Source organism: Streptomyces sp. NPDC043878 (genome assembly GCF_056435735.1).
The window spans coordinates 465,867-486,803 of record NZ_JBWKDW010000001.1 but is presented as its reverse complement, the minus strand read 5'-3'; the positions used below and the strand labels follow the sequence as shown (position 1 = coordinate 486,803).

The 20,937-nt window shown below is 72.1% G+C and carries 16 protein-coding genes; 9 read left to right on the top strand and 7 right to left on the bottom strand.

Annotated features, from left to right (window positions below; all coding sequences use genetic code 11):
- Positions 1-354 precede the first annotated feature (354 nt).
- A complete protein-coding gene (gene treY, locus AC07AZ_RS02100; RefSeq protein WP_478842816.1) occupies positions 355-2,763 on the bottom strand; it encodes a malto-oligosyltrehalose synthase in 2,409 nt (802 codons plus the stop codon).
- Between the two features lie 126 nt (positions 2,764-2,889).
- Positions 2,890-5,007 carry a glycogen debranching protein GlgX gene (gene glgX / locus AC07AZ_RS02095; protein WP_478842814.1) on the bottom strand — a complete coding sequence of 706 codons (2,118 nt, stop codon included), beginning with the start codon at positions 5,005-5,007 and terminating at the stop codon, positions 2,890-2,892.
- 194 nt (positions 5,008-5,201) lie between these two features.
- Here glgX and AC07AZ_RS02090 point away from each other — a divergent pair, with 194 nt between their 5' ends.
- From AC07AZ_RS02090 to AC07AZ_RS02075, 4 genes are all read left to right on the top strand, one after another.
- Complete coding sequence (locus tag AC07AZ_RS02090) at positions 5,202-6,017, top strand: Tat pathway signal sequence domain protein (RefSeq protein WP_478842812.1); 816 nt, start codon at positions 5,202-5,204, stop codon at positions 6,015-6,017.
- 53 nt (positions 6,018-6,070) lie between these two features.
- Positions 6,071-7,390, top strand: coding sequence for a copper amine oxidase (locus tag AC07AZ_RS02085; RefSeq protein ID WP_478842810.1), 1,320 nt, complete (start codon positions 6,071-6,073; stop codon positions 7,388-7,390).
- Between the two features lie 102 nt (positions 7,391-7,492).
- Positions 7,493-8,731 (top strand): SAV2148 family HEPN domain-containing protein, encoded by a 1,239-nt coding sequence (locus AC07AZ_RS02080; RefSeq protein WP_478842808.1) that lies wholly within the window; start codon positions 7,493-7,495, stop codon positions 8,729-8,731.
- A gap of 252 nt (positions 8,732-8,983) precedes the next feature.
- Positions 8,984-9,709 (top strand): exonuclease domain-containing protein, encoded by a 726-nt coding sequence (locus AC07AZ_RS02075; RefSeq protein ID WP_478842806.1) that lies wholly within the window; start codon positions 8,984-8,986, stop codon positions 9,707-9,709.
- A gap of 81 nt (positions 9,710-9,790) precedes the next feature.
- On the opposite strand, the gene AC07AZ_RS02070 is transcribed toward AC07AZ_RS02075, so the two are convergent.
- Positions 9,791-10,663: a phosphotransferase enzyme family protein gene (locus AC07AZ_RS02070; RefSeq protein ID WP_478842804.1), complete on the bottom strand. Its 873-nt coding sequence runs from the start codon at positions 10,661-10,663 to the stop codon at positions 9,791-9,793.
- A gap of 312 nt (positions 10,664-10,975) precedes the next feature.
- Here AC07AZ_RS02070 and AC07AZ_RS02065 point away from each other — a divergent pair, with 312 nt between their 5' ends.
- From AC07AZ_RS02065 to AC07AZ_RS02055, 3 genes are read left to right on the top strand one after another with little or no spacing between them, the layout of a single operon-like run.
- Positions 10,976-11,911 (top strand): carbohydrate ABC transporter permease, encoded by a 936-nt coding sequence (locus tag AC07AZ_RS02065; RefSeq protein ID WP_478842802.1) that lies wholly within the window; start codon positions 10,976-10,978, stop codon positions 11,909-11,911.
- On the top strand, positions 11,908-12,741 hold the full coding sequence (locus tag AC07AZ_RS02060) for a carbohydrate ABC transporter permease (protein WP_478842800.1): 834 nt from the start codon (positions 11,908-11,910) through the stop codon (positions 12,739-12,741). The genes AC07AZ_RS02065 and AC07AZ_RS02060 overlap by 4 nt, the downstream gene beginning before the upstream one ends.
- Entirely contained in the window at positions 12,741-14,027 is a 1,287-nt protein-coding gene (locus tag AC07AZ_RS02055) for an ABC transporter substrate-binding protein (protein WP_478842798.1), read from the top strand. Before AC07AZ_RS02060 ends, AC07AZ_RS02055 begins: the two co-directional genes overlap by 1 nt.
- A gap of 308 nt (positions 14,028-14,335) precedes the next feature.
- Here the strand turns inward: AC07AZ_RS02055 and AC07AZ_RS02050 are convergent, their stop codons facing one another.
- Positions 14,336-16,579 carry an MMPL family transporter gene (locus tag AC07AZ_RS02050; RefSeq protein ID WP_478842796.1) on the bottom strand — a complete coding sequence of 748 codons (2,244 nt, stop codon included), beginning with the start codon at positions 16,577-16,579 and terminating at the stop codon, positions 14,336-14,338.
- 248 nt (positions 16,580-16,827) lie between these two features.
- On the opposite strand from AC07AZ_RS02050, the gene AC07AZ_RS02045 reads away from it, so the two are divergent.
- Together AC07AZ_RS02045 and AC07AZ_RS02040 are read left to right on the top strand one after the other, a co-directional pair.
- Complete coding sequence (locus tag AC07AZ_RS02045) at positions 16,828-17,379, top strand: DUF1697 domain-containing protein (protein WP_478842794.1); 552 nt, start codon at positions 16,828-16,830, stop codon at positions 17,377-17,379.
- Positions 17,380-17,412: 33 nt separating this feature from the next.
- Positions 17,413-18,435 (top strand): ketopantoate reductase family protein, encoded by a 1,023-nt coding sequence (locus tag AC07AZ_RS02040; RefSeq protein ID WP_478842792.1) that lies wholly within the window; start codon positions 17,413-17,415, stop codon positions 18,433-18,435.
- 43 nt (positions 18,436-18,478) lie between these two features.
- On the opposite strand, the gene AC07AZ_RS02035 is transcribed toward AC07AZ_RS02040, so the two are convergent.
- The 3 genes from AC07AZ_RS02035 to AC07AZ_RS02025 are packed head-to-tail and all read right to left on the bottom strand — an operon-like array spanning position 18,479 to position 20,918.
- Complete coding sequence (locus AC07AZ_RS02035) at positions 18,479-19,228, bottom strand: sirohydrochlorin chelatase (RefSeq protein WP_478842790.1); 750 nt, start codon at positions 19,226-19,228, stop codon at positions 18,479-18,481.
- Between the two features lie 6 nt (positions 19,229-19,234).
- Positions 19,235-20,146, bottom strand: a complete 912-nt coding sequence (locus AC07AZ_RS02030) for an ABC transporter permease (RefSeq protein ID WP_478842788.1) — start codon at positions 20,144-20,146, stop codon at positions 19,235-19,237.
- Positions 20,133-20,918: an ABC transporter ATP-binding protein gene (locus tag AC07AZ_RS02025; protein ID WP_478842786.1), complete on the bottom strand. Its 786-nt coding sequence runs from the start codon at positions 20,916-20,918 to the stop codon at positions 20,133-20,135. Before AC07AZ_RS02025 ends, AC07AZ_RS02030 begins: the two co-directional genes overlap by 14 nt.
- Positions 20,919-20,937 lie beyond the last annotated feature (19 nt).

Here is a 20,937-nt window from a genome sequence, read left to right as displayed (position 1 = left end):
TCGGTCACGCTGGGGCAGCGCAGCTCCGGCAGGAGACTCACCCCCGTCACGTCCGCCCGGCCTCGCAATCCGCAGTACCCCACGGTCCGGTTGGCTTGTCAGGGACACCGCGGGGGAGGCGCCAGCGGGCGCCCGGAAGCGCGCCCCCGGCCGGGGCGTCCCCCGCGCCGCCACCGGGCGAAGGGGCCGGCAGCCCACCGGGGCGCGGGCCCCGGCGCCCCACTCACCGGGCCCCGCGGCCCTACAACGGAGGCCCTCCGCCTCCCAGGCCCTGCGTCCCACTCACCGGGCCCCGCGCCCCTACGCGAGGGGTCCTACACCGAAGACCTCCGCCCTCCAGGCCCGGAACTCCACTCACGGGCCCGCCACGCCGTGGTCGCCCGGTGCGGCATCCCCCACGCGTTCCAGCAACGCCACCGGGAGGCGGTCGAAGAGGTCCGCGGCGCGTACCCGGCCGGTGAACTCGCGGTCCGGGTGCGGGGTCAGCGCGTCGGTCCAGCGTCCGGGGGGCAGGGTGAGCGCGGTGTCGCGCCAGCCGCCGGCCTCCGCCAGGCGCAGCGACAGGCGGGTCACCGCGGTGACCACCTCTCCGGAGCGGGCGAACGCCAGGCAGTGCGCCGCCGCCGGTCCCTCGGCGGTGAGCGGCGTGTACGTCGCCGAGTCGCCGAAGACGTCGGGCCGCCGCGCGCGCAGCGCCAGCGCGGCCCGGGTCACCGCACCCTTGTCACCGGGGTCGTCCGGCGGGGGGAACCCGGCCGGCCGCCGGTTGTCGGGGTCGACCAGCGCCCGGTACTCGCCCTCGGTGCCCTGGTAGAGGTCCGGCACGCCGGGCATCGTCAGGTGGACCAGAGCCGTCCCCAGCACGTTCGCCCGGATGGCGGGTTCGAGGTCCCGGCGCAGGGCGGCGACGTGCTCCCCGGGCGCCCCGCACGGTCCCGCCGTGACGAAGGCGGCCACCGCCTCCTCGTACGCGGGTTCCTGCTCGGTCCAGCTCGTGTACAGCCCGGCCTCGCGCACATGCTTCAGCAGGGCTTCCCGCACCCGGTCGGGGTCCGCCGGGCCCAGTCCGAACACCGTCTGCCAGGCCGCCCACGCCAGCTGGGCGTCGGGGACGCCCTTGCCGGTGTGCGTCACCTCGGTCAGCACGTCCGCCCAGCGCCGCGGGGACTCGGTGAGCACGGCCAGCGCTGCCCGTACGTCCGCGCTGCGCTTGGTGTCGTGCGTCGACACGGCGGTTCCGGTGGCGGGCCAGTCGCGCTGCACGCGCGCGCAGTAGGCGTGGAAGTCCTCCGGGCGGACGCCGGGGCTGCCCGGGTCGCCGCCCACCTCCGTCGCCGACAGCAGCGGCACATAGCGGTAGAACGCCGTGTCCTCGACGGACTTCGCGCGCAACGCCGAGGACGTCTGCGCGAACCGGGTCCGGAACTCCACGTGCTCCGGCCCGTCCCCGGCGCGCCCCAGCACCAGGTCCCGTACGACGTCGACGGCGCCGGCCTCCTCGGGCACCGTGAAGGCCAGCCGGGCCTCGGCCGCCGCCTCCTCGGTGACGACACGGGCCGCGTCACCGGACTCGTAGGGCCGGTAGACCTCCATCCGGACCAGGAGTTCCTGGAGCGCGGTGCGCAGCGCCCAGGGTGCCCGGTCGCGCAGCGCGGGGTCGGGTGAGGTGGCGCACAGCCGGCTGGTCAGCCGGGTCAGCCGGTCGGTCTCGGCGGCCAGCTCGTGCGTGAGGACCTTGTACGCGGCCCGCCGTACCGTCGCCGCCCAGTCACCGCCACGGTCGGTCTGCGGGGCCGCGAACCGCCGGTACTGCCCGAGGAGCTCGCCGGCCCCGGCGCGGTCGGTGAAGAGGCCGTCGACGTAGCGCAGGGCGTCGTAGCCCGTGGTGCCCGCGACCGGCCAGGAGGCGGGCAGCTCCTCCCCGTCGGCGAGGATCTTCTCCACGACCGTCCAGCGGCCGCCGCTCGCCTCGTGCAGCCGGCGCAGATACGTGTCGGGGTCCGCGAGGCCGTCGGGGTGGTCGACGCGCAGTCCGTCGACGACACCCTCGTGGAGCAGGGAGAGGATCTTGGCGTGGGTGGCCTCGAACACCTCGGGGTCCTCCACGCGCACCCCGATCAGCTCGGAGATGCTGAAGAACCGCCGGTAGTTCAGTTCCGTACGGGCCAGCCGCCACCACACCGGGCGGTACCACTGGGCGTCCAGGAGCTGCGGCAGCGGCAGGTCCGCGGTGCCCTCGCGCAGTGGGAACGCGTGGTCGTGGTAGCGCAGGACGTCGCCGTCGACCCGCAGGGCGCCGATCTCCTCGCCGAGCGGGCCGCCGAGCACCGGCAGCAGCACCTGGCCGCCCTGCGCCTCCCAGTCGATGTCGAACCAGCGCGCGTACGGCGACTTGGGGCCCTCCCGCAGCAGACCCCACAGGGCGCGGTTGTGGCGCGGGGACATCGCCATGTGGTTCGGCACGATGTCCACCACCAGGCCGAGTCCGTGCTCCCGCGCGGTCCGGGACAGCGCGCGCAGTCCTTCCTCGCCCCCGAGCTCCTCGCGCACGCGCGCGTGGTCCACGACGTCGTAGCCGTGCGCCGAGCCCGGGACCGCCTCCAGGACGGGGGACAGGTGCAGGTGCGAGACGCCGAGCGAGGCCAGGTACGGCACGGCCGCCGCCGCGGCGGCGAACGGGAACTCGGGCTGCAGCTGGAGCCGGTAGGTGGCCGTGGGCGCGCCGCCGCCCCCGGCCACCGGGTCAGGTCGCTCAGATGTCATGCAGACCTACGTACCCGCCCCGGCGCCTTTCGTGTCACCGTGTGCGCAATCGTTCCCCGCGGGCGTCTCCACCCCTCCCGCGTGATCCGGCCCGCGCCCCCGTGGGAGGGCCCGGGCCGATCGCGCCTACACGGGCCGCTGCAGCACCACCATGCTGCGTTCCACCAGCGTCAGCCGGTCCCCGGCGGCCACCTTCCGGCCCTCGTCCGCGGGCACCCCGTCGGTGGCGGCGGTGTCGACCACGACCTGCCACTGGCGGCCGTGGTTGACCGGCACCACGAACTCCAGCGTCTCGGGCGAGGCGTTGAACATCAGCAGGAACGAGTCGTCGGTGATGCGCTCCCCGCGCACTCCGGGCTCCGAGATCGCGTTCCCGTTGAGGAACACCGACAGCGCAGAGGCCTGCGTCGAGTCCCAGTCCCGCTGGGCCATCTCCTTGCCCTCCGGGGTGAACCAGGCGATGTCCGACAGCTCGTCGTGAGTGCCCTCCACGGGCCGCCCGTGGAAGAAGCGGCGGCGGCGGAAGACCGGGTGGTCCCGGCGCAGCCGCACGATCGCGCGGGTGAAGTCCAGCAGCTCACCGCCCGGCTCGTCGGCGTCCGGCCACTGCACCCAGGCCAGCTCGCTGTCCTGGCAGTAGGCGTTGTTGTTGCCGTGCTGCGTGCGCGCGACCTCGTCGCCGTGGCTGATCATCGGCACGCCCTGGGACAGCATCAGCGTGGCGATGAAGTTGCGCATCTGCCGGGCCCGCAGTTCCAGCACGGCGGGATCGTCGGTGTCGCCCTCGGCCCCGCAGTTCCAGGACCGGTTGTGGCTCTCGCCGTCCCGGTTGTCCTCGCCGTTGGCCTCGTTGTGCTTGTCGTTGTAGGAGACGAGGTCGTGCAGGGTGAAGCCGTCGTGGCAGGTCACGAAGTTGATCGAGGCCAGCGGGCGGCGGCCGTCGTCCTGGTACAGGTCGGAGGAGCCGGTCAGCCGGGAGGCGAACTCGGCGAGCGCCCGCGGCTCACCGCGCCACAGGTCCCGCACGGTGTCGCGGTACTTGCCGTTCCACTCGGTCCACAGCGGCGGGAAGTTGCCCACCTGGTAGCCGCCCTCGCCGACGTCCCACGGTTCGGCGATCAGCTTCACCTGGGAGACGACCGGGTCCTGCTGCACCAGGTCGAAGAACGACGACAGCCGGTCGACCTCGTGGAACTGCCGGGCGAGCGTCGCCGCGAGGTCGAAGCGGAAGCCGTCGACGTGCATCTCGGTGACCCAGTACCGCAGCGAGTCCATGATCAGCTGAAGGACGTGCGGGGACCGCATGAGCAGGGAGTTCCCGGTGCCCGTGGTGTCCATGTAGTACTGCTGGTCGTCGGTGAGCCGGTAGTACTGCGGGTTGTCGAGGCCCTTGAAGGACAGCGTCGGGCCCAGGTGGTTGCCCTCGGCGGTGTGGTTGTACACGACGTCGAGAATGACCTCGATGCCGGCCTCGTGCAGCGCCCGGACCGCCGACTTGAACTCCAGGACCTGCTGGCCGCGGTCGCCCCAGGAGGCGTACGCGTTGTGCGGGGCGAAGAAGCCGATGGTGTTGTAGCCCCAGTAGTTGTTGAGGCCCATGTCCACCAGCCGGTGGTCGTTCACGAACTGGTGTACGGGCATCAGCTCCAGCGCCGTGACACCCAGCTCGGTCAGGTGTTCGATGATGGCCGGGTGGGCGAGCGCCGCGTACGTGCCGCGCAGTTCCTCCGGCAGTCCGGGGTGGCGCATGGTGAGGCCCTTGACGTGGGCCTCGTAGATCACCGTGTGGTGGTACTCCGTGCGCGGCCGCCGGTCGTCGCCCCAGTCGAAGTAGGGGTTGACCACGACCGAGGTCATCATGTGCGGCGCGGAGTCGAGATCGTTGCGCTCGTCGGGGGTGTCGAAGTGGTAGCCGTAGACCTCCTCGCCCCACTGGACGGACCCGCTGATCGCCCGCGCGTACGGGTCGAGCAGCAGTTTCGCCGGGTTGCAGCGCAGACCGCGCTCGGGGGCGAAGGGGCCGTGCACACGGAATCCGTACCGCTGTCCCGGCATGACACCGGGCAGGTAGGCGTGCCGCACGAACGCGTCGCTCTCGCGCAGCTCCACCGCCGTCTCCGAGCCGTCGTCGTGCAACAGACACAGCTCTACTCGGTCCGCGGCCTCGGTGAAGACCGCGAAGTTGGTGCCGGCGCCGTCGTACGTGGCACCGAGTGGATATGCCTCTCCAGGCCAGACCTGCATGTATTGGACTCTTTCAGCTGTAGCGCGCTGCCGGGGTGCCTTGCTTCCGAGTGTCCAGGAAAGAGATGGAACCACCTATGACTTACGTCCCTCTTACCCAATGACCAGTGCGTACGGCGCTCTATCGGGTGCCGTGTGCCGAACATGTGGGGCAAAACGTACTCCCGGGGACTTTGGGGGAGTAGGGGGAAGATGTGCGCAAGATAGTGCACCGCCACCTGGGCAAGGTGGTGGCCGGTGCGGCCGTCGCGGTCGCCGGGACCGCCGTGATGGTCGGGATCACCCTGCCGGGCACGGCGGGGGCCGACGAGGCGGGGGGCGCCGGTCAGGGCGGCCGGTCCGCACAGCAGCAGGCGGGCCAGGAACAGGCCGCCGTCAAGCCCGGTGTGGTCGAGCAGGCGCCGGCCCAGACCGAGCGGGGCACGGGCCGGGACCCGCTGACCGACGACGAGGTGGAGCGCGTCGAGAAGCTCGCCGTGAACCGGCAGCTGTTCGACTCCAGCGAGGACGTCGAGGGCGCCCGCGGCCCGCAGCGGCTCGGCGTCGACCTCGCCGAGCCCGAGGACGCCGAGGTGGACGACCCGAACGCGCCGCGGCGCGCCGAGGTGTCGTTCTACGACTACCGCGACGACACCCTCGTCACCAGGACCGTCGACCTCGGCACCGGCAAGGTCGTGGAGAGCGGCACCCAGCACGGCGTCCAGCCGCCGCTGAGCCGGGCCGAGAACGCCGAGGCCGCCGCGCTCCTGATCGCCGACCCGCTCGGCGCGGGCCTGAAGGCGGACTACAAGGACGCCATCGGCAAGGAGCTCACCTCCCCGGACCAGCTGCTGCTCAACGGCGCGGTCTACCGGGCGGCACCGGGCGCCCAGCCCGCCGTCCTCGACAAGTGCGGCGAGCACCGCTGCGTGCGGCTGTTCCCGAAGGCCAAGAACGGGCCGTGGTTCGACGCCAGGTCCCTGGTGATCGACCTCAGCGCCCGCAAGGTCGCCCGGCTCGACCGCGGCTGAGCCGCCCCCATCCACCTCTCGACCTGCTACTCCGGCAAGGGAGTCACCTCTTCATGCGCGTCAACAGAATCGGTCGTGTCCGCAGGGGGGCGGCCGTGGGCTTCTCACTGGCCGCGCTCGCCGCCGGTGCCACGACGGCTGCGGGACCGGCCGTCGCCCAGCCGAAGGCCGCCCCCGCGGCCGCCGCCGACTGCAGCGCCGCCTACCGCATCGAGCAGACGCTCTCCAGCGGCACGACCTGGCGGATGTGCTGGCACTACAACAGCAAGGCCGGGCTCGTCCTGGAGGACATCTCCTACCAGCCCAAGGGTGAGACCAAGCCGATCAAGGTGCTCAACAGTGCCAGGCTCGCCCAGATCGACGTCCCCTACGACGACGGAAGCGTCGAGTACGACGACCTGACGGGCTTCGGCTTCGCGCAGGGCCTGGTCAACCTGGCGTCGGGCGAGTGCCCCGGCGGCACCATCAAGACCGTCAAGGTCCCCGACGCCTGGGACCCCGAGCACCCGGACGTCAAGGGCCTGTGCACCACGACCCGCTCCCGGGGCCACGCCTACCGCATGCAGGGTGACTCCGCGAACAAGGTCTTCCAGGCCCAGGGCAAGGACCTGCTCGTCTACACGGTCAACCAGGTCGGCTGGTACGAGTACATGACCGAGTGGCGTTTCCAGGACGACGGCACGATCAACATGAACGTCGGCGCGACCGGCAGCCTCAGCTACGAGGACTACGACGCCGGTGACGGCCGCGGCTGGCCCATCGGCAAGGGCGCCAAGGCCTACGCCACCAGCCACAGCCACAACGTCTTCTGGCGCCTGGACTTCGGCCTCGACGGCTCCTCCAAGGCCAAGGTCGAGCAGTACGACTCGAAGGTCACGGCGCGCGCCGCCGGCCAGGAGGCGCCGACCAACAAGACCACCCGCACCAAGATCACCAAGGAGCTCGCGGGGGACACCAGGCCCTACCGCTGGTGGCGCGTGGTCAGCGCGACCGGCAAGAACAAGGACGGGCACGCGCGGTCGTACGAGATCGTCCAGGGGCCCACGACCCGCTACCCGGGACGCAGCTTCACCAAGCACGACATCTTCGTCACCCAGTACAACAAGTGCGAGCAGTACGCCAGCAACAACCCGGGCAACTGTCCCGCCCCGGCGGGCAAGTCGGTCGACAAGTGGGTCAACGGGCAGACCCTCACCCACCCCGTGGTCTGGATGAACGTGGGCTTCCACCACATCGCCCGGGACGAGGACCAGCAGCCCATGCCGATCCACTGGCAGGGCTTCTCCATCGCCCCGCGTGACGTCACCGCCATGAATCCGCTCACTCCCGCCGAGCTGGCGTCGCAGAACGGACACTGGCAGCCCGGCAGTTGAGAAACGACCTGTCCATCCGGCTGCACCGCCGACCGCTCCCGGAGTACCCTTCCTTGATCGTTGGGACGGGTAGAGCTCGGGGGAGCGGAAGGCGGTGCACGGGTGGGCTCGGGAGGGCTGGAGCTGCCCCCTGGTGACGAGGGTCACGAGGGGAACTCCGCAGACGTCCCGCCCGGCACGGTGTCCCTGGCCCGGCCGATGGACGCGGGTGCCATCGGTCCGGAGCTGGACTGGGACGCCGACGCCTGGCGCGAGGTGCGTACGCGCGCCCAGCGGGCCGGCCGGGCCTACATCTGGCTGAATCTCGTCGAACAGCGGCTGCGTGCCGTCGTGGCCGCCGTTCTGCGCCCCGTCTACGAACCCGTCCACGGTGACGAGTGGGTGGTCGCCGCGGCCGGGCCCGCCGGTCAGGAGTGGGTGCAGCGCGCCGTCGCCGTACGCGAAGTCAGCCGCCGCAAGGGGTACTTGCTCGACCCGGCCGACGACAACGTCCTCAGCTTCCTCACGCTGCCGCAGCTGCGCGAGCTGATGGTGCAGCACTGGCCGTGCTTCGAGCCCTACTTCGACGAGCGCCGCGACGTCGAACTCGCCCTGGACGAGCTGGAGGTCACCCGCAACGTCGTCTCGCGCAACCGGGCGCTGTCCGAGGCCGTCCTCGGCCAGGCCGAACGCGCCTCCGCCAAGCTGCTGGAGATGCTCGGCACCGGCAGGGACGTGCCGTCCGCGCGCCGGCTGCCGGTCGACGCGGTCGAGAACCTCGTCGGCGACCGGTTCGCGGACGTGGTCGCCGTGCACTCCGACCGGGTCCGGCTCATGCGCCAGTTCCCCGCGGAGGACCTGTTCGCCAGTGCCCGCCGGCTCGACGCGGTCGGCATCGGACTCAACCTGCTCGTGCAGAACTTCTCCGGCCGGCGGCTGGTGCGGCTGGCCGAGTCGGGCTGCCGGGTGCGGCTGCTGTTCCTCAACCCCGCCTCCAGCGCGGTCAAGCGGCGTGAGCGGGAACTCGGCATGAAACGCGGCGAGTTGAGCCGCTCGGTGGAGATGAACATCCTGCACATGCGCCGCGTCCGCTCCCGGCTGCGCGACCCCGGCGCCTTCGAGATCCAGGTATACGACGAGACCCCCCGCTTCACGGCCTACCTCGTCGACGGCGACGGCTCGGACGGTGTCGCGGTGGTGCAGTCCTATCTGCGGCGGGCGCGCGGCATGGAGGCACCGGTGCTGGTGCTGCGCGGTGGCAGCCGCGTGGTCAAGCCGGGCGACGTGGACGACAGCGGGCTTTTCCCGACATATCGCGAGGAGTTCGAGGTGGCCTGGGCGGATTCGCGCCCTGTGTCCTGACCTGTTCCGGTTCCCGCTCGTTCCTGTTCCCGTTCCGGTTCCCCGTGCCGCTCCTCTGCCCGTGCCGTCCTCTGCCCGTGCCGCTCCCCTGCTTGTTCCCGGCCCCGCTCCGTTGCCTGTTCCCTTGCCTGTTCCCGGGCCCCGATTCGCTTTCTCGGGCCCGGTGGTGGCAGGCGGCCGGCCGATTGTCAGTGGCCCGTGGGAAGGTGGAGGCCACTGGGGGGAAAGCACCACCGAGAAGGGGGGCCGCCGATGGGCTGGCACCAGGAGCTGCTGGTCGGCTTCGACCTGGAGACCACGGGTACCGATCCGCGCGTGGCACGGATCGTCACGGCAGCCGTGATCGAGGTCAGAGGCGGACAGCCCATGGGGCACCGTGAATGGCTCGCGGACCCGGGCGTGGAGATCCCGGCTGACGCGGTGGCCGTCCACGGGATCAGCAACGAACGAGCCGCCGGCGAGGGCAGACCGGCCGACCAGGTCGCCGACGCCCTCGCGGACGTCCTCGTGGCGTACTGGAAGGCGGGCGTCCCGGTCGTCGCCTACAACGCGGCCTTCGACCTGAGCCTGCTCGCCGCCGAACTGCGCCGCCATCACCTGCCGTCCCTGCGCGATCGCCTGGGCGGCGGCCTCGACCCCGCCCCGGTCATCGACCCGTACACCATCGACCGCTGGGCCGACCGCTACCGCCGCGGCAAGCGCAACCTGGAGGCGGTCTGCACGGAGTACGGCGTCGCGCTCGACTCCGCCCACGACGCCTCGGCCGACGCCCTCGCCGCCGCGCGGCTGGCCGGCGCGATAGCCGTCCGCCACCCGAAGGTAGCGGCCCTCGGCCCGGCGGAACTGCACCGCCGCCAGATCGAGTGGTACGCCGAATGGGCGGCGGACTTCCAGGACTTCCTGCGCCGCAAGGGCGACCCGACGGCGGTCGTCGACGGGGTGTGGCCGCTGCGGGAGTTGGCGGACGAGCCGGCCTGACCCGGACGCCGTCCGGCTGGCAGCCGCGCGAGCCGCCCGGCCCGGCGCGGCCGGTACGGAGCGACTGCCCGCGGCCGTTCCTCAGAACGGGTACCAGCGCACCGTCTCGTCGCCGTCCCGCAGGGACGCCACCCGTCGCTCGAACTCGGCCCGCGCCTTCGGGTTGGCGGGCGCGTGCTGGGCGACCCACGCGCAGCTGGCCGTCTCGCGCGCGCCGCGCAGCACCCGGCAGCCCTCCCAGTCGCGCACGTCCCAGCCGTACGCCTCGGTGAAGGAGTCGTAGGCCGCGGCCGGCAGACCGTAGCGGTCCCGGGACAGGGCCATCACCACCAGGTCGTGCTCGCGCAGGTCGGCGGAGAAGGTCTCCAGGTCGACCAGGACCGGGCCGTCCGGGCCGACGTGCACATTGCGGGGCAGCGCGTCGCCGTGGATCGGACCGGGCGCCAGCCGCGGGGTGAGCGCGGCCGCGGCCGCGGCGAAACCGTCGCGGCGCTCGCGCAGATACGCCGCGTCCGCGGGGTCCACGGCGTCGCCGGCGAGCCGGAGCCAGCGCTCCACCCCGCCCAGCAGCTCGCGCGGCGGCAGTGCGAGAGCCCCGGGTGGGGGGAGGGGCAGCGCGTGCACCGACCGCAGCAGTTCGGCCAGATCCCGCGGTGCGGCGGGCCGTACGGCCTCGGGCAGCCGGTGCCACACGGTCACCGGGTGTCCCTCGACCAGCCGCGCCCGGGGGTCGGCCGCCCGCACCGCGGGCACGCCCGCTCCCGCGAGCCACACCGCGACGGCCAGCTCCCGGCGTGCCCGGTCCAGGAGTTCGGCGTCGCGGCCCACCTTCACGACCAGGTCACCGACGGCGAACACCGCGTTCTCGCCCAGGGCGAGCAGCCGCGCGTCACCCGCCGGACCGGGCAGTACCTCCGCCGCCGCCAGTACGTCCCGCGCCCGCGTCTCGTCCATCGTCCGCCTCTCCGTCCTGTCCGTCCGGCCGTCCGGTGCCTCTGGTCCGTCCGGTCCGCCCGTCCCTCGTCCGTCCGGGCGGTCCGCCCGCCCGGTCGGTTCGCTCGGCCCGTCCGACAGGTCCGGCTTGTCCCGGACCCGGGTGCCGGGTTTCCGCCATCCGTCGGCCAGTCTGGCATTCCCACAGGTCGGGGCGTGTGCGCGGTCCCTTGACGAGTCGTCGGGCCTTCACGACCATGACGGAGGCCCGCCGGACGGGGATCGTCACGACCCGCGCGAAGGAGCACATCACGTGACCAAGGAGCACATCAGGTGACTCTGGTGACGGCGACGAAGCGGTCGGTGCCCGGCGCGCCGCGCGCCGACGGAGACCGGCGGCCCACCGGACACGGCGCCTGGTTCCTGGTGCTGCCCGCGCTGGTCCCGATCCTCCTGCTGAGCGTGGGCCCGCTGCTCTACGCGATCCTGCTCGCGTTCACCGACTCCCAGTCCGGCCGCACCGAACCCACCCGGTGGATCGGCGCCCTCAACTTCCAGGACCTGCTGCACGACACGCTGTTCTGGGAGTCGTTCCGGATCGGACTGGTCTGGGCGGTCGGCGTGAGCGTGCCGCAGTTCCTGCTGGCCCTCGGCCTCGCCCTGCTGCTCAACGAGGACCTGCGGCTGAGAGGGGTGGCCCGTGCTCTGGCGATCGTTCCGTGGGCGATGCCCGAGGTCGTCGTCGGCATCATGTGGCGGCTCGTCTACACCCCCGACGCGGGCGTCCTCAACGAGACGCTCCGCGACCTCGGACTCGGTGACGGCCGGGACTGGCTGAGCGGCCTGTCCACCGCCCTGCCCGCGGTGATCGTGGTCGGTGTCTGGGCGGGCATGCCCCAGACGACGGTCGCACTGCTAGCCGGGCTGCAGAACACCCCGCGCGAACTGCACGAGGCGGCCGCCATGGACGGCGCGGGCGCCTGGCGCCGCTTCCGCACGGTCACCTGGCCCGCCCTCAGACCGGTCGCCCTGTCGATCACCGCACTCAACTTCATCTGGAACTTCAACTCGTTCGCCCTGGTCTACGTCCTCACCAGCGGGGGGCCCGGCGGCCGTACCCGGCTGCCCATGCTCTTCGCCTACGAAGAGGCGTTCCGCTACGGCCAGTTCGGGTATGCGGCGGCGATGGGCTGTGTCATGGTCGCGGTCGTCTCGGTGCTGCTCGCGTTCTTCCTGGCCGGCCGGCTCCGGGCGGGTGACGACGCGTGAGGACCAGCGGACGGGCCCGCGCCGGACAGTATCTGGCGCTGCTCGCCTATCTCGTCTTCCTCGCCTTCCCGTTCCTCTGGCTGGTCTCCACCGCGTTCAAGTCGCCGCGCGAGCTGGGCAGTCTGCACCCCACCTGGATTCCACGGCACCCCACCCTCGACAACTTCCGGCAGGCCTTCGACGAACAGCCGCTGCTGCACGCGGCGCTCAACTCCCTGCTCGCCGCCGTCGCGGCCGCCCTGCTCGCCGTCCTCCTCGCGATCGGGCCGGCGTACGTCATGGCCCGCCACCGCACCCCGCTGGCTCGGGCGGCGACCGGCTGGGTGGTCGTCAGCCAGGCGTTCCCCCTGGTCCTGGTGATCATCCCGCTGTTCCTGGTGCTGAAGAACCTGCGGCTGATCAACTCCCTGCCCGGGCTGGTCGCGGTGTACGTGGTGTGGGCGCTGCCCTTCGCGCTGTGGATGCTCGTGGGGTACGTGCGGGCCGTGCCGGCCGAACTGGAGGAGGCGGCGGCCGTCGACGGGGCCGGGCGGGTGCGGACGCTGGTCTGGGTGACCGCGCCGCTGCTCGCGCCGGGACTGGTGGCGACGGGGCTGTTCGCGTTCGTCACCGCGTGGAACGAGTTCTTCTTCGCGCTGGTGCTGCTCAAGACGCCGGAGAAGCAGACCCTGCCGGTCGTCCTCACACATTTCATCGGTGCGGAGGGCGTCGCGGACCTCGGGCCCCTGGCCGCGGCCGCGTTCCTCGCCACGCTGCCCTCGCTGGTCGTCTTCGCGGTCATCCAGAAGCGGATCACGGGCGGCATGCTCACCGGGGCGGTGAAGAGCTGATGCGCCTCAGAGCCGGACACCTTCTGACCCTCGTGCTGGCGCTGCTGCTGGCGGGCTGCACGGGCGACGGCGGTGACCGGTCCGGCGGCCGGATCACCCTCCGTTTCCAGTCCCTGGCCTGGCAGGAGGAGTCCGTCCGGGCCAACAAGGATCTGGTGGGGGAGTGGAACGCCACCCACCCGGACATCAAGGTCGAGTACGTCCAGGGCAGTTGGGACAGTGTCCACGACCAGCTCCTGACCTCCTTCGAGGGCGGCGAGGCACCGGACATCATCCATGACGCCTCGGACGACCTCGCCGACTTCGCGTACGGCGGGTATCTCGCCGATCTGCGCGAGCTGCTGCCCGCGCGGCTCAAGGCCGACATCCCGCAGCGAAGTTGGCGGACGGCCACCTTCGGGGACGGCGTCTACGGCGTGCCGTTCCTTCAGGAGCCGCGCGTGCTGATCGCCAACGCGACCTGGCTGAGGAGGTCAGGGGTACGGATACCCACCCCCGAACGGCCGTGGAGCTGGGCGGAGTTCCGGCGGATCACCAGGGAGCTGAGCGGCCCGGGCCGGTACGGCGTGGCCTGGCCGCTCAAGGAGCCGGTCTCCGCCACGCTCAACCTGTCGCTGTCGGCCGGCGGGCAACTGTTCCACCGCGGCCCGGACGGCCGGGTCCAGGTCCGCTTCGAGGCGGCCGACGAGGTGGTGCCGCGCACCGTACGCGACCAGGTCCGCACCGACCACAGCGCGCCGGGATCGACCCTGGGCAGCGGCGGCTCCGACACCCTGCCCGGGTTCTTCGGCGGCAGGTACGCCATGGTCCCGCTCGGGTTCTCCTACCGGCAGCAGATCGCGCAGCAGGCGCCGAAGGGGTTCGACTGGCAGGTGCTGCCCGCTCCGGCCGGCGCGGACGGACTGACCCAGGGCGTCAGCCCGCAGACCCTGTCCATCGCCGAGGACAGCCCGCACAAGAGGGCGGCCGCCGCGTTCGTCGACTTCCTGCTGCGGCCCCGCAACATGGTCCGGCTGGCCCTCGGCGACTGGATGCTGCCCACCGGCACCCAGGCCCTGCGGGACCCCGCCCTGCACACCGCCAAGGACGGCTGGGTCACCGGCACCGCACTCGCCGGCCGGCTGCGGTCGGCGCCCGCACAGTCCGTCCGCGGTTACCCGGAGTGGAAGGACAAGGTCGCCACACCCGCCTTCCAGGAGTACTACAGCGGAGCCATCGGACTCGACGAGCTGCGCGGACGCCTGGAGAAGGACGGCAACCTGGTACTGGACCGCTACCAGCGCTGAGCGCCGGCCAGGGCACGGCGGGACCGGCGCGACGCCACCCGTCGCCGGACAGCTGAATCTGGCCGGCACCTGAGCGTGTCCGACACCCGAGCGTGCTCGACATCCGAGCGTGTCCGATACCTGGGCGTGGCCGACATCCGCGCGTGTCCGACACCTGAGCATGGCCGACACCTGAGCGTGCCCGACATCCGAGCGCGGCCGACTCCCGAGCGCGGCCGAAGCCCGCACGGGTGAGGGCCCGTTGGCTCCCCCGGAGACCAACGGACCCTCGTTCGGTGGCGGGTCGGATCCTCCGGCCCGCTGGCGGTTCAGACGCCCAGCCGCTCGCCCTCGTCGTTCCGCACGGCGGGCGCGACGGCCTCCGCCGACTCGTCGTGCGTCAGGTCCGGCAGCCGGTGCAGCCACTTCGGCAGGTACCAGTTGCGCTCACCGAGCAGCGCCATGACCGCCGGGAGCAGCACACCCCGGATGATCGTCGCGTCGATGAGCACCGCGGCCGCGAGACCGACACCCATCTGCTTCATGGACTGCATCGACAGCGTCCCGAAGATCGCGAACACGGCGACCATGATGACCGCGGCGCTGGTGACGACACCCGCCGTGGTGACCACACCGTGCCGGATCGCGTCGTTGGTGGTCCGGCCCCGCAGACGCGCCTCGCGGATACGGGAGACCACGAACACGTGGTAGTCCATCGACAGGCCGAACAGGATCACGAAGAGGAACAGCGGCAGCCAGGTGATGATGGCGCCGACACCCTCCGCGCCCACCAGGGACGCGCCCCAGCCGTGCTGGAAGACCGCCACGAGGATGCCGTAGGCCGCGCCCACCGACAGCAGGTTCAGCACGATCGACGTGATCGCGATCGTCAGCGAGCGGAACGACAGCAGCATCAGCAGGAAGGCGAAGACGACGACGAACGCGAACACCGGGACGACCGCGCCGGCCAGCTGGTCGTTGAAGTCGTGCGAACCGGCGACCTGTCCGGAGATGGGCGCCTCGACGCCGTCGACCCGGCCGAGGGTGGCCGGCCGTACCTCGTCGCGCAGCTTCTCCAGGCTGGCGCCCGCCCTGTCCAGGTCGGAGCCGCCGACCAGCGGGACGTACACGAAGGCGATGTTCTGCCTGTCGTGCAGCTTGATCTCGACCGGGCCGCGCGAGGCGCCCGAACTGATCGCCCGGTCACGGAAGTCGGCCAGCGCGGACTTCACCTCGGGCGCGTTGATGTCCTTGGCCCGGACGACGACCTCGGCCGGCTCGGAGCCGCCCGGGAAGGCGTCGTTGACCCGGTTGTAGGTGCCCACGATGGGCAGCGAGTCGCCGAACTCCTGGTCCAGCGTGAGGTTCTGGGTCTTCATGCCGATCGCGGGAGCGGCGATCGCCAGCAGCGCGCCGGCCGCCACCAGGACACAGACCAGGGGCTTGGCGAGCACGCCCTTGAGGACGGCCGTCCAGAACCTGCTGTCCCGGGCGGCCTTGCGGCGCCGCTTGAGGAACGGAAGGCGGCCCCGCTCGACCCGCTCGCCCAGCAGGGAGAGCAGCGCCGGAAGCACGGTCACCGACCCGACCATGGCGACCGCCACGACCATCAGGGAGGCCAGGCCCATCGCCTCGAACTCGGCGAGCCCGGTGAACAGCATGCCCGCCATCGCCACGCACACCGTGACTCCGGAGACGACGATCGCGCGTCCACTGGTGGCGGCGGCGATCCGCAGCGCCGTCTGCGCGTCCCGGCCGGCCTCGCGCTCCTCCCGCTCACGGCGCAGGTAGAACAGGCAGTAGTCGACACCGACGGCCAGGCCGACCAGGAGCATCACGGAGTTCGCGGTGTCGCTCATCGGCATCACATGGCTGACGACGCCCATCAGACCCATCGTCGCCATGATCGCGGTGACCGCCAGGGCCACCGGCAGCAGCGCCGCGACCAGCGCGCCGAAGGCGATGAGCAGAATGCCGAGGGCCACCGGTACGGCGGACAGCTCGGCCTTCTGGAAGTCGTCCCCGAACGCGTCGTCGAACGTCTTCATCATGCTGGCGCCGCCGATCTCCTCGATCCGCAGCGACCCGTGCGCCTTCCGCACCCCCTCGACGGCCTTCAGCACCGGCTCGACCCGCTCGCCCGCGGTGTCCGCGTCGCCGCGCATGTCGAACTGCACCAGCGCGCTGCGGCCGTCCTTCGAGATCGTCTTCGTGTCGTAGGGCGAGGTCACGTCCGTGACCTCGCCGGTCCCCTCGACCGCCCGGACGACCGCGGTGACCGCGGACCTGAACTCGGCGTCGGTGGACGTGAGGCCCGCGTCCTTCGCCTGGACGAGCACCGTCTCACTGGCCGGCTCGACGATCCCGGCGTCCTCGACGATCTTGGCCGCGGTGTGCGTCTCGCCCTTGAGCTGGTCGCTGTCCTTGACGTCGACCCGGCCCGCCGCCGAACCGAGTCCCATCGCCAGGACGACGAACAGCACCCAGATGCCGACCGCCGCCCAGCGGTGCCGGGCGCTCCAGCCGCCGGCTCGGGCCGCGATGCCCCGTACCCGCGTATTGCCGTTCCCCATGACGGGCCTGCCCCCTCGTGTGCCGTGACAGCCGCCTGCCGCCACTTCCACTTCGAAGGTATGGGCCCGATAAAGCCATCTCCTCCTGCTGCCCGACGACCTGCCCGGGCCCCGGCTCATCCCCTCGGGCCCCGCTCCCTCACCACTGGGGAGGACCCTGACCCCTTACATCTATCCGGCCGCCTCGGGGACGGTGATCAGGGTGCCCACTCCGGCGGTCCGGGCCCCGGCCGCTCTAAGGTGAGTGGATGACGACGACGTACGCGGCCCTGCTGCGCGGGATCAACGTGGGCGGCAACAAGAAGCTCCCGATGGCCGAACTGCGCGCGGTCCTGGAAGCCCTCGGGCACGAATCCGTAGGTACCTATCTGCAGAGCGGGCAGGCCGTGTTCACCAGCGCCCACGGCGACGAGGAGTCGCTCGCCGGCGAACTGGGCCAGGCGATCGAGAAGCGCTTCGGGTTCACGGTCGACGTCATCGTGCGCGACCACGCCTATCTCAGGGCGATCGCCGACGACTGTCCGTTCCCGGCCGCCGACCTGGAGCCGAAACAGCTCCACGTCACGTACTTCTCCTCGCCCGTCGGACCCGAGCGGTTCGCCGGCGTCGACCGGGCCGCCCACCTCCCGGAGGACTTCCGGCTCGGCGACCGCGCGCTGTACCTGTACGCCCCCGACGGCCTGGGCCGCTCCAAGCTCGCCGAGCAGCTCGCCAAGCCCCGGATCACCAAGGGGCTGATCGCCACCAGCCGCAACTGGAACACCGTCCTGAAGCTCGTGGAGCTGACCCGACCCGTCTGACGGCCGTCCCCCCGCCTGTGGGAGGCTCCTGGCATGCGCTACATCATCATCGGGGCCGGGGCGGTGGGCGGCACCGTCGGCGGACGGCTCGCGGGTTCGGGCCACGAGGTCGTCCTGGTCGCGCGCGGCGCGCAGTACACCGCCCTGCGGGACGGCGGACTGCGGCTGACCGTGCCGGACGGGGAGTTCACCCACCACCTGCCGACGGTCGACGGACCGGGCCCGCTCGGACCGCTGCGTGAGGACGACGTCCTCGTCCTCACCGTCAAGACGCAGGACAGCGAGGCCGCCCTGCGGGCGTGGGGGCCGGCACCGGTCCAGGGCGGCGGCACGGCCGCCGAGCGGCTGCCGCTGCTGTGCGCGCAGAACGGGGTGGAGAGCCAGCGCCTGGCGCTGCGCCGCTTCCGCCGGGTGTACGGCGTCTGTGTGTGGCTGCCCGCGACCCACGTCGAACCTGGCGCCGTCAGCGCCGCGGGCAGCCCCCTCACCGGCATCCTCCACCTCGGCCGCCACCCCGGCGGCACCGACGACACCGTCCGGCGGATCGCCGCCGACCTGGAGAGGTCGAGGTTCGAGGCGCCGGTCGTGCCGGACGTGTCGCGCTGGCAGTACGCCAAGCTGCTGTCCAACCTGGCCAACGCCGTCGAGGCCCTGACCGGGCCGGTGGCCGGCCCGGAGGCGGAACGGCTGAGCGCGCGGGTACGGGCGGAGGGCGAGGCCGTGCTCGACGCGGCGGGCATCGCCAGGGTGAGCGCGGAGGAGCAGCGGGCGGCACGCGGCGACAAGGTCACCCTGGTACCGCTGAACGGCACGGCACGCGGCGGGGGTTCCTCCTGGCAGTCCCTCACCCGGGGCACCGGCACGATCGAGGCAGACCATCTCAACGGCGAGATCGTGCTCCTGGGGCGCCTGCACGGCGTACCGACCCCGCTGAACGAACTGCTGCAGCGACTCGCGAACACCTTCGCGCGGGAGCGGCGGGCGGCCGGCTCGATGCCGCTGGACGAACTGCTCGGGCTGGCCGGCGAGGCTGCCGCGTTCGTCCAAGAGTCCTGAGCGGCCCTTTCCGGGGGCACGGGGCACGCGAGGACGAGAGACCCTACGCGCCGACCGCCGCGAGCGCCGGCACCCGCGCCTCGTCGTAGCGCTGGAGCAGCACCCGGGCCACCTCCGGTGCCGCGCCGAGGACGTCCGCGAGGACGTCCGCGCCGGCCGCGCCGCGCGCGATGCGGTCCGGGAGGAAACCGGGGGCCAGGACGTACGGCGCGACGGCGACCCGCTCGCAGCCCAGTTCCCGCAGTTCCCGCACCGCGTCCTCGGTGCGGGGCAGCGCCGCGGAGGCGAACGCCGGCCGTACGGCACGCCAGCCGGTGCGCCGCCACTCCCGCGCGATCGACGCGATCACGGCGATGGCCTCCGGGTCGGTGGACCCCGCCGAGGCCAGTACGACCCCGGTCGCCGTGCGGTCGGCGGACGTCAACCCGGCCTGACGCAGGCGGCGTTCCAGCGTCGACAGCAGCAGCGGCGACGGACCGAGCACCTCCGCCTGCCGGATACGCAGCCGCGGCGGCGCGTCCCGCAGTACGGCCGGGATGTCCGCCTTGGCGTGGAACGCGCGGGTCAGCAGCAGCGGAAGCGCCACCACGTCCCGCACGCCCTCCGCCGCCAGCGACTCCAACACCCCCTGCACGGAGGGAAGGTTGAAGTCGAGGAAGCCGGTCTCCACGCGCAGCCCGGGCCGCAGTGACCGTACCCGCCGAACCAGGGCGTGCACGGTCGCCGCGTGCCGCGAGTCGCGGCTGCCGTGGGCGATGACCACGAGGACGGGACGAACCGGCTTGTCGTTCATGTCAGTTCAGCTCTTCACCAGCAGACCGCGGCCGCGCAGCACCCGCCGCTCCAGCGGACTGAAGATCAGCAGGTCGATGGCGATACCGACGAACAGGATCAGGAAGATGGCCTCGAACACCATGGGCATCGAGCTGGCGTTGCGGCCGTTCTCCAGCAGCGCGCCCAGACCGATGCCGAGGTCGGGCGAGGAGGCGATGATCTCCGCCGCCATCAGCGAGCGCCAGGAGAACGCCCAGCCCTGCTTCAGACCGGCCAGATAGCCCGGCAGCGCGGCCGGCATGACGATGTGCCAGGCACCCTTGAGGCCCGTCGCCCCCATCGTGCGGCCCGCCCGCAGATACAGCGGCGGCACCTGGTCGATGCCGGAGACGAGCCCGTTGGCGATGGAGGGGACGGCGCCGAGCAGGATCACCGCGTACATCATCGAGTTGTTCAGGCCGAGCCAGATCACGGCCGGCGGCACCCACGCCACCGACGGCAGCGACTGGAGGCCGGACAGGACCGGGCCGATGGCCGCGCGGACGAACTTCACCCGCGCCACCAGCAGTCCGAGCGGAGTGCCGATGGCGAGCGCGAACAGGAAGCCGAGCAGACCGCGGGAGATGCTGGTCCAGACGTAGCCGAGGAGTTTGCCCTCCAGCCAGGCGTCCTTGAACTCGCCGCCCACGTCCGCCGGTGAGGGCAGCTTGGTGGGATCGTCGACGATCCTGAACGAGATCAGCGCCTGCCAGACGACCAGCACGACGACGACCGCGACGATCGGCGGCAGGATCTTGTCACGGAAGGTCTGCCGGAAGGGCGTCCGGCCCGAGGCGGAGCTCTCCAGCGCGTCGAGGCCCGCCTCCAGGCCGCCGAGGCCCGCGCCGTCCTTGGCGGGAGTGTCCGCCGGCGAGTCGGTGGTCTCAGTGCTGGCCATGGCGGCGGATCTCCCCACGCAGTTCTTCGGTGATCTCGAGGGACAGTTCGGCGACGGGGGCGTCCTCGATGCGGCGCGGCTGCGGGATGTCCACCGTCCACTCGCGCGCCACCCGGCCCGGCCGCGACGACAGCAGCACGACTCGCTGCGCGAGACGCACCGCCTCGCGCACGTTGTGCGTGACGAACAGGACCGACACACCGGTCTCCGCCCAGATCCGGGTCAACTCGTCGTGCAGCACGTCCCGGGTGATGGCGTCCAGCGCCGCGAACGGCTCGTCCATCAGCAGCAGCCGGCTGTCCTGCGCGAGCGCCCGGGCCAGCGCCACCCGCTGGCGCATCCCGCCGGACAGCTCGTGCACCCGCTTGCCGTACGAGCCCTGCAGCCGGACGAGTTCGAGCAGTTCCTCGGCCCGGCCGCGCCGCTCGTTCTTCGCCACCCCGCCCAGCCGCAGGGCGAGTTCGATGTTCTTGCCCGCGGTGAGCCACGGGAAGAGGGCGTGCTCCTGGAACATCAGAGCGGGACGCCCGTGGGTCGTGATGCTGCCCGAGGACGGGTCGTCCAGACCCGCCACCAGGTTCAGCAGCGTCGACTTGCCGCAGCCCGAGGCCCCCAGGAGGGTGACGAACTCGCCGGGTGCGACGTCCAGCGTGATGTCGTCGAGGACGAGCTGCTGTCCGGCCGGCCCGCCGAAGGACTTCGAGACGTGCTCGATACGGGCGGCGTGCTCCACCGACGTGATGTCGTCGGTCTTGGCAAAGGCTGTCGCCATGGTCGTCACCTCCTGGGAA

Bases quoted from the DNA above. Each gene is read 5' to 3' on its own strand.
- treY (WP_478842816.1), bottom strand. From the start codon at position 2,763: ATGACATCTGAGCGACCTGACCCGGTGGCCGGGGGCGGCGGCGCGCCC.
- glgX (WP_478842814.1), bottom strand. From the start codon at position 5,007: ATGCAGGTCTGGCCTGGAGAGGCATATCCACTCGGTGCCACGTACGAC.
- AC07AZ_RS02085 (WP_478842810.1), top strand. From the start codon at position 6,071: ATGCGCGTCAACAGAATCGGTCGTGTCCGCAGGGGGGCGGCCGTGGGC.
- AC07AZ_RS02075 (WP_478842806.1), top strand. From the start codon at position 8,984: ATGGGCTGGCACCAGGAGCTGCTGGTCGGCTTCGACCTGGAGACCACG.
- AC07AZ_RS02070 (WP_478842804.1), bottom strand. From the start codon at position 10,663: ATGGACGAGACGCGGGCGCGGGACGTACTGGCGGCGGCGGAGGTACTG.
- AC07AZ_RS02055 (WP_478842798.1), top strand. From the start codon at position 12,741: ATGCGCCTCAGAGCCGGACACCTTCTGACCCTCGTGCTGGCGCTGCTG.
- AC07AZ_RS02050 (WP_478842796.1), bottom strand. From the start codon at position 16,579: ATGGGGAACGGCAATACGCGGGTACGGGGCATCGCGGCCCGAGCCGGC.
- AC07AZ_RS02045 (WP_478842794.1), top strand. From the start codon at position 16,828: ATGACGACGACGTACGCGGCCCTGCTGCGCGGGATCAACGTGGGCGGC.
- AC07AZ_RS02040 (WP_478842792.1), top strand. From the start codon at position 17,413: ATGCGCTACATCATCATCGGGGCCGGGGCGGTGGGCGGCACCGTCGGC.
- AC07AZ_RS02035 (WP_478842790.1), bottom strand. From the start codon at position 19,228: ATGAACGACAAGCCGGTTCGTCCCGTCCTCGTGGTCATCGCCCACGGC.
- AC07AZ_RS02030 (WP_478842788.1), bottom strand. From the start codon at position 20,146: ATGGCCAGCACTGAGACCACCGACTCGCCGGCGGACACTCCCGCCAAG.
- AC07AZ_RS02025 (WP_478842786.1), bottom strand. From the start codon at position 20,918: ATGGCGACAGCCTTTGCCAAGACCGACGACATCACGTCGGTGGAGCAC.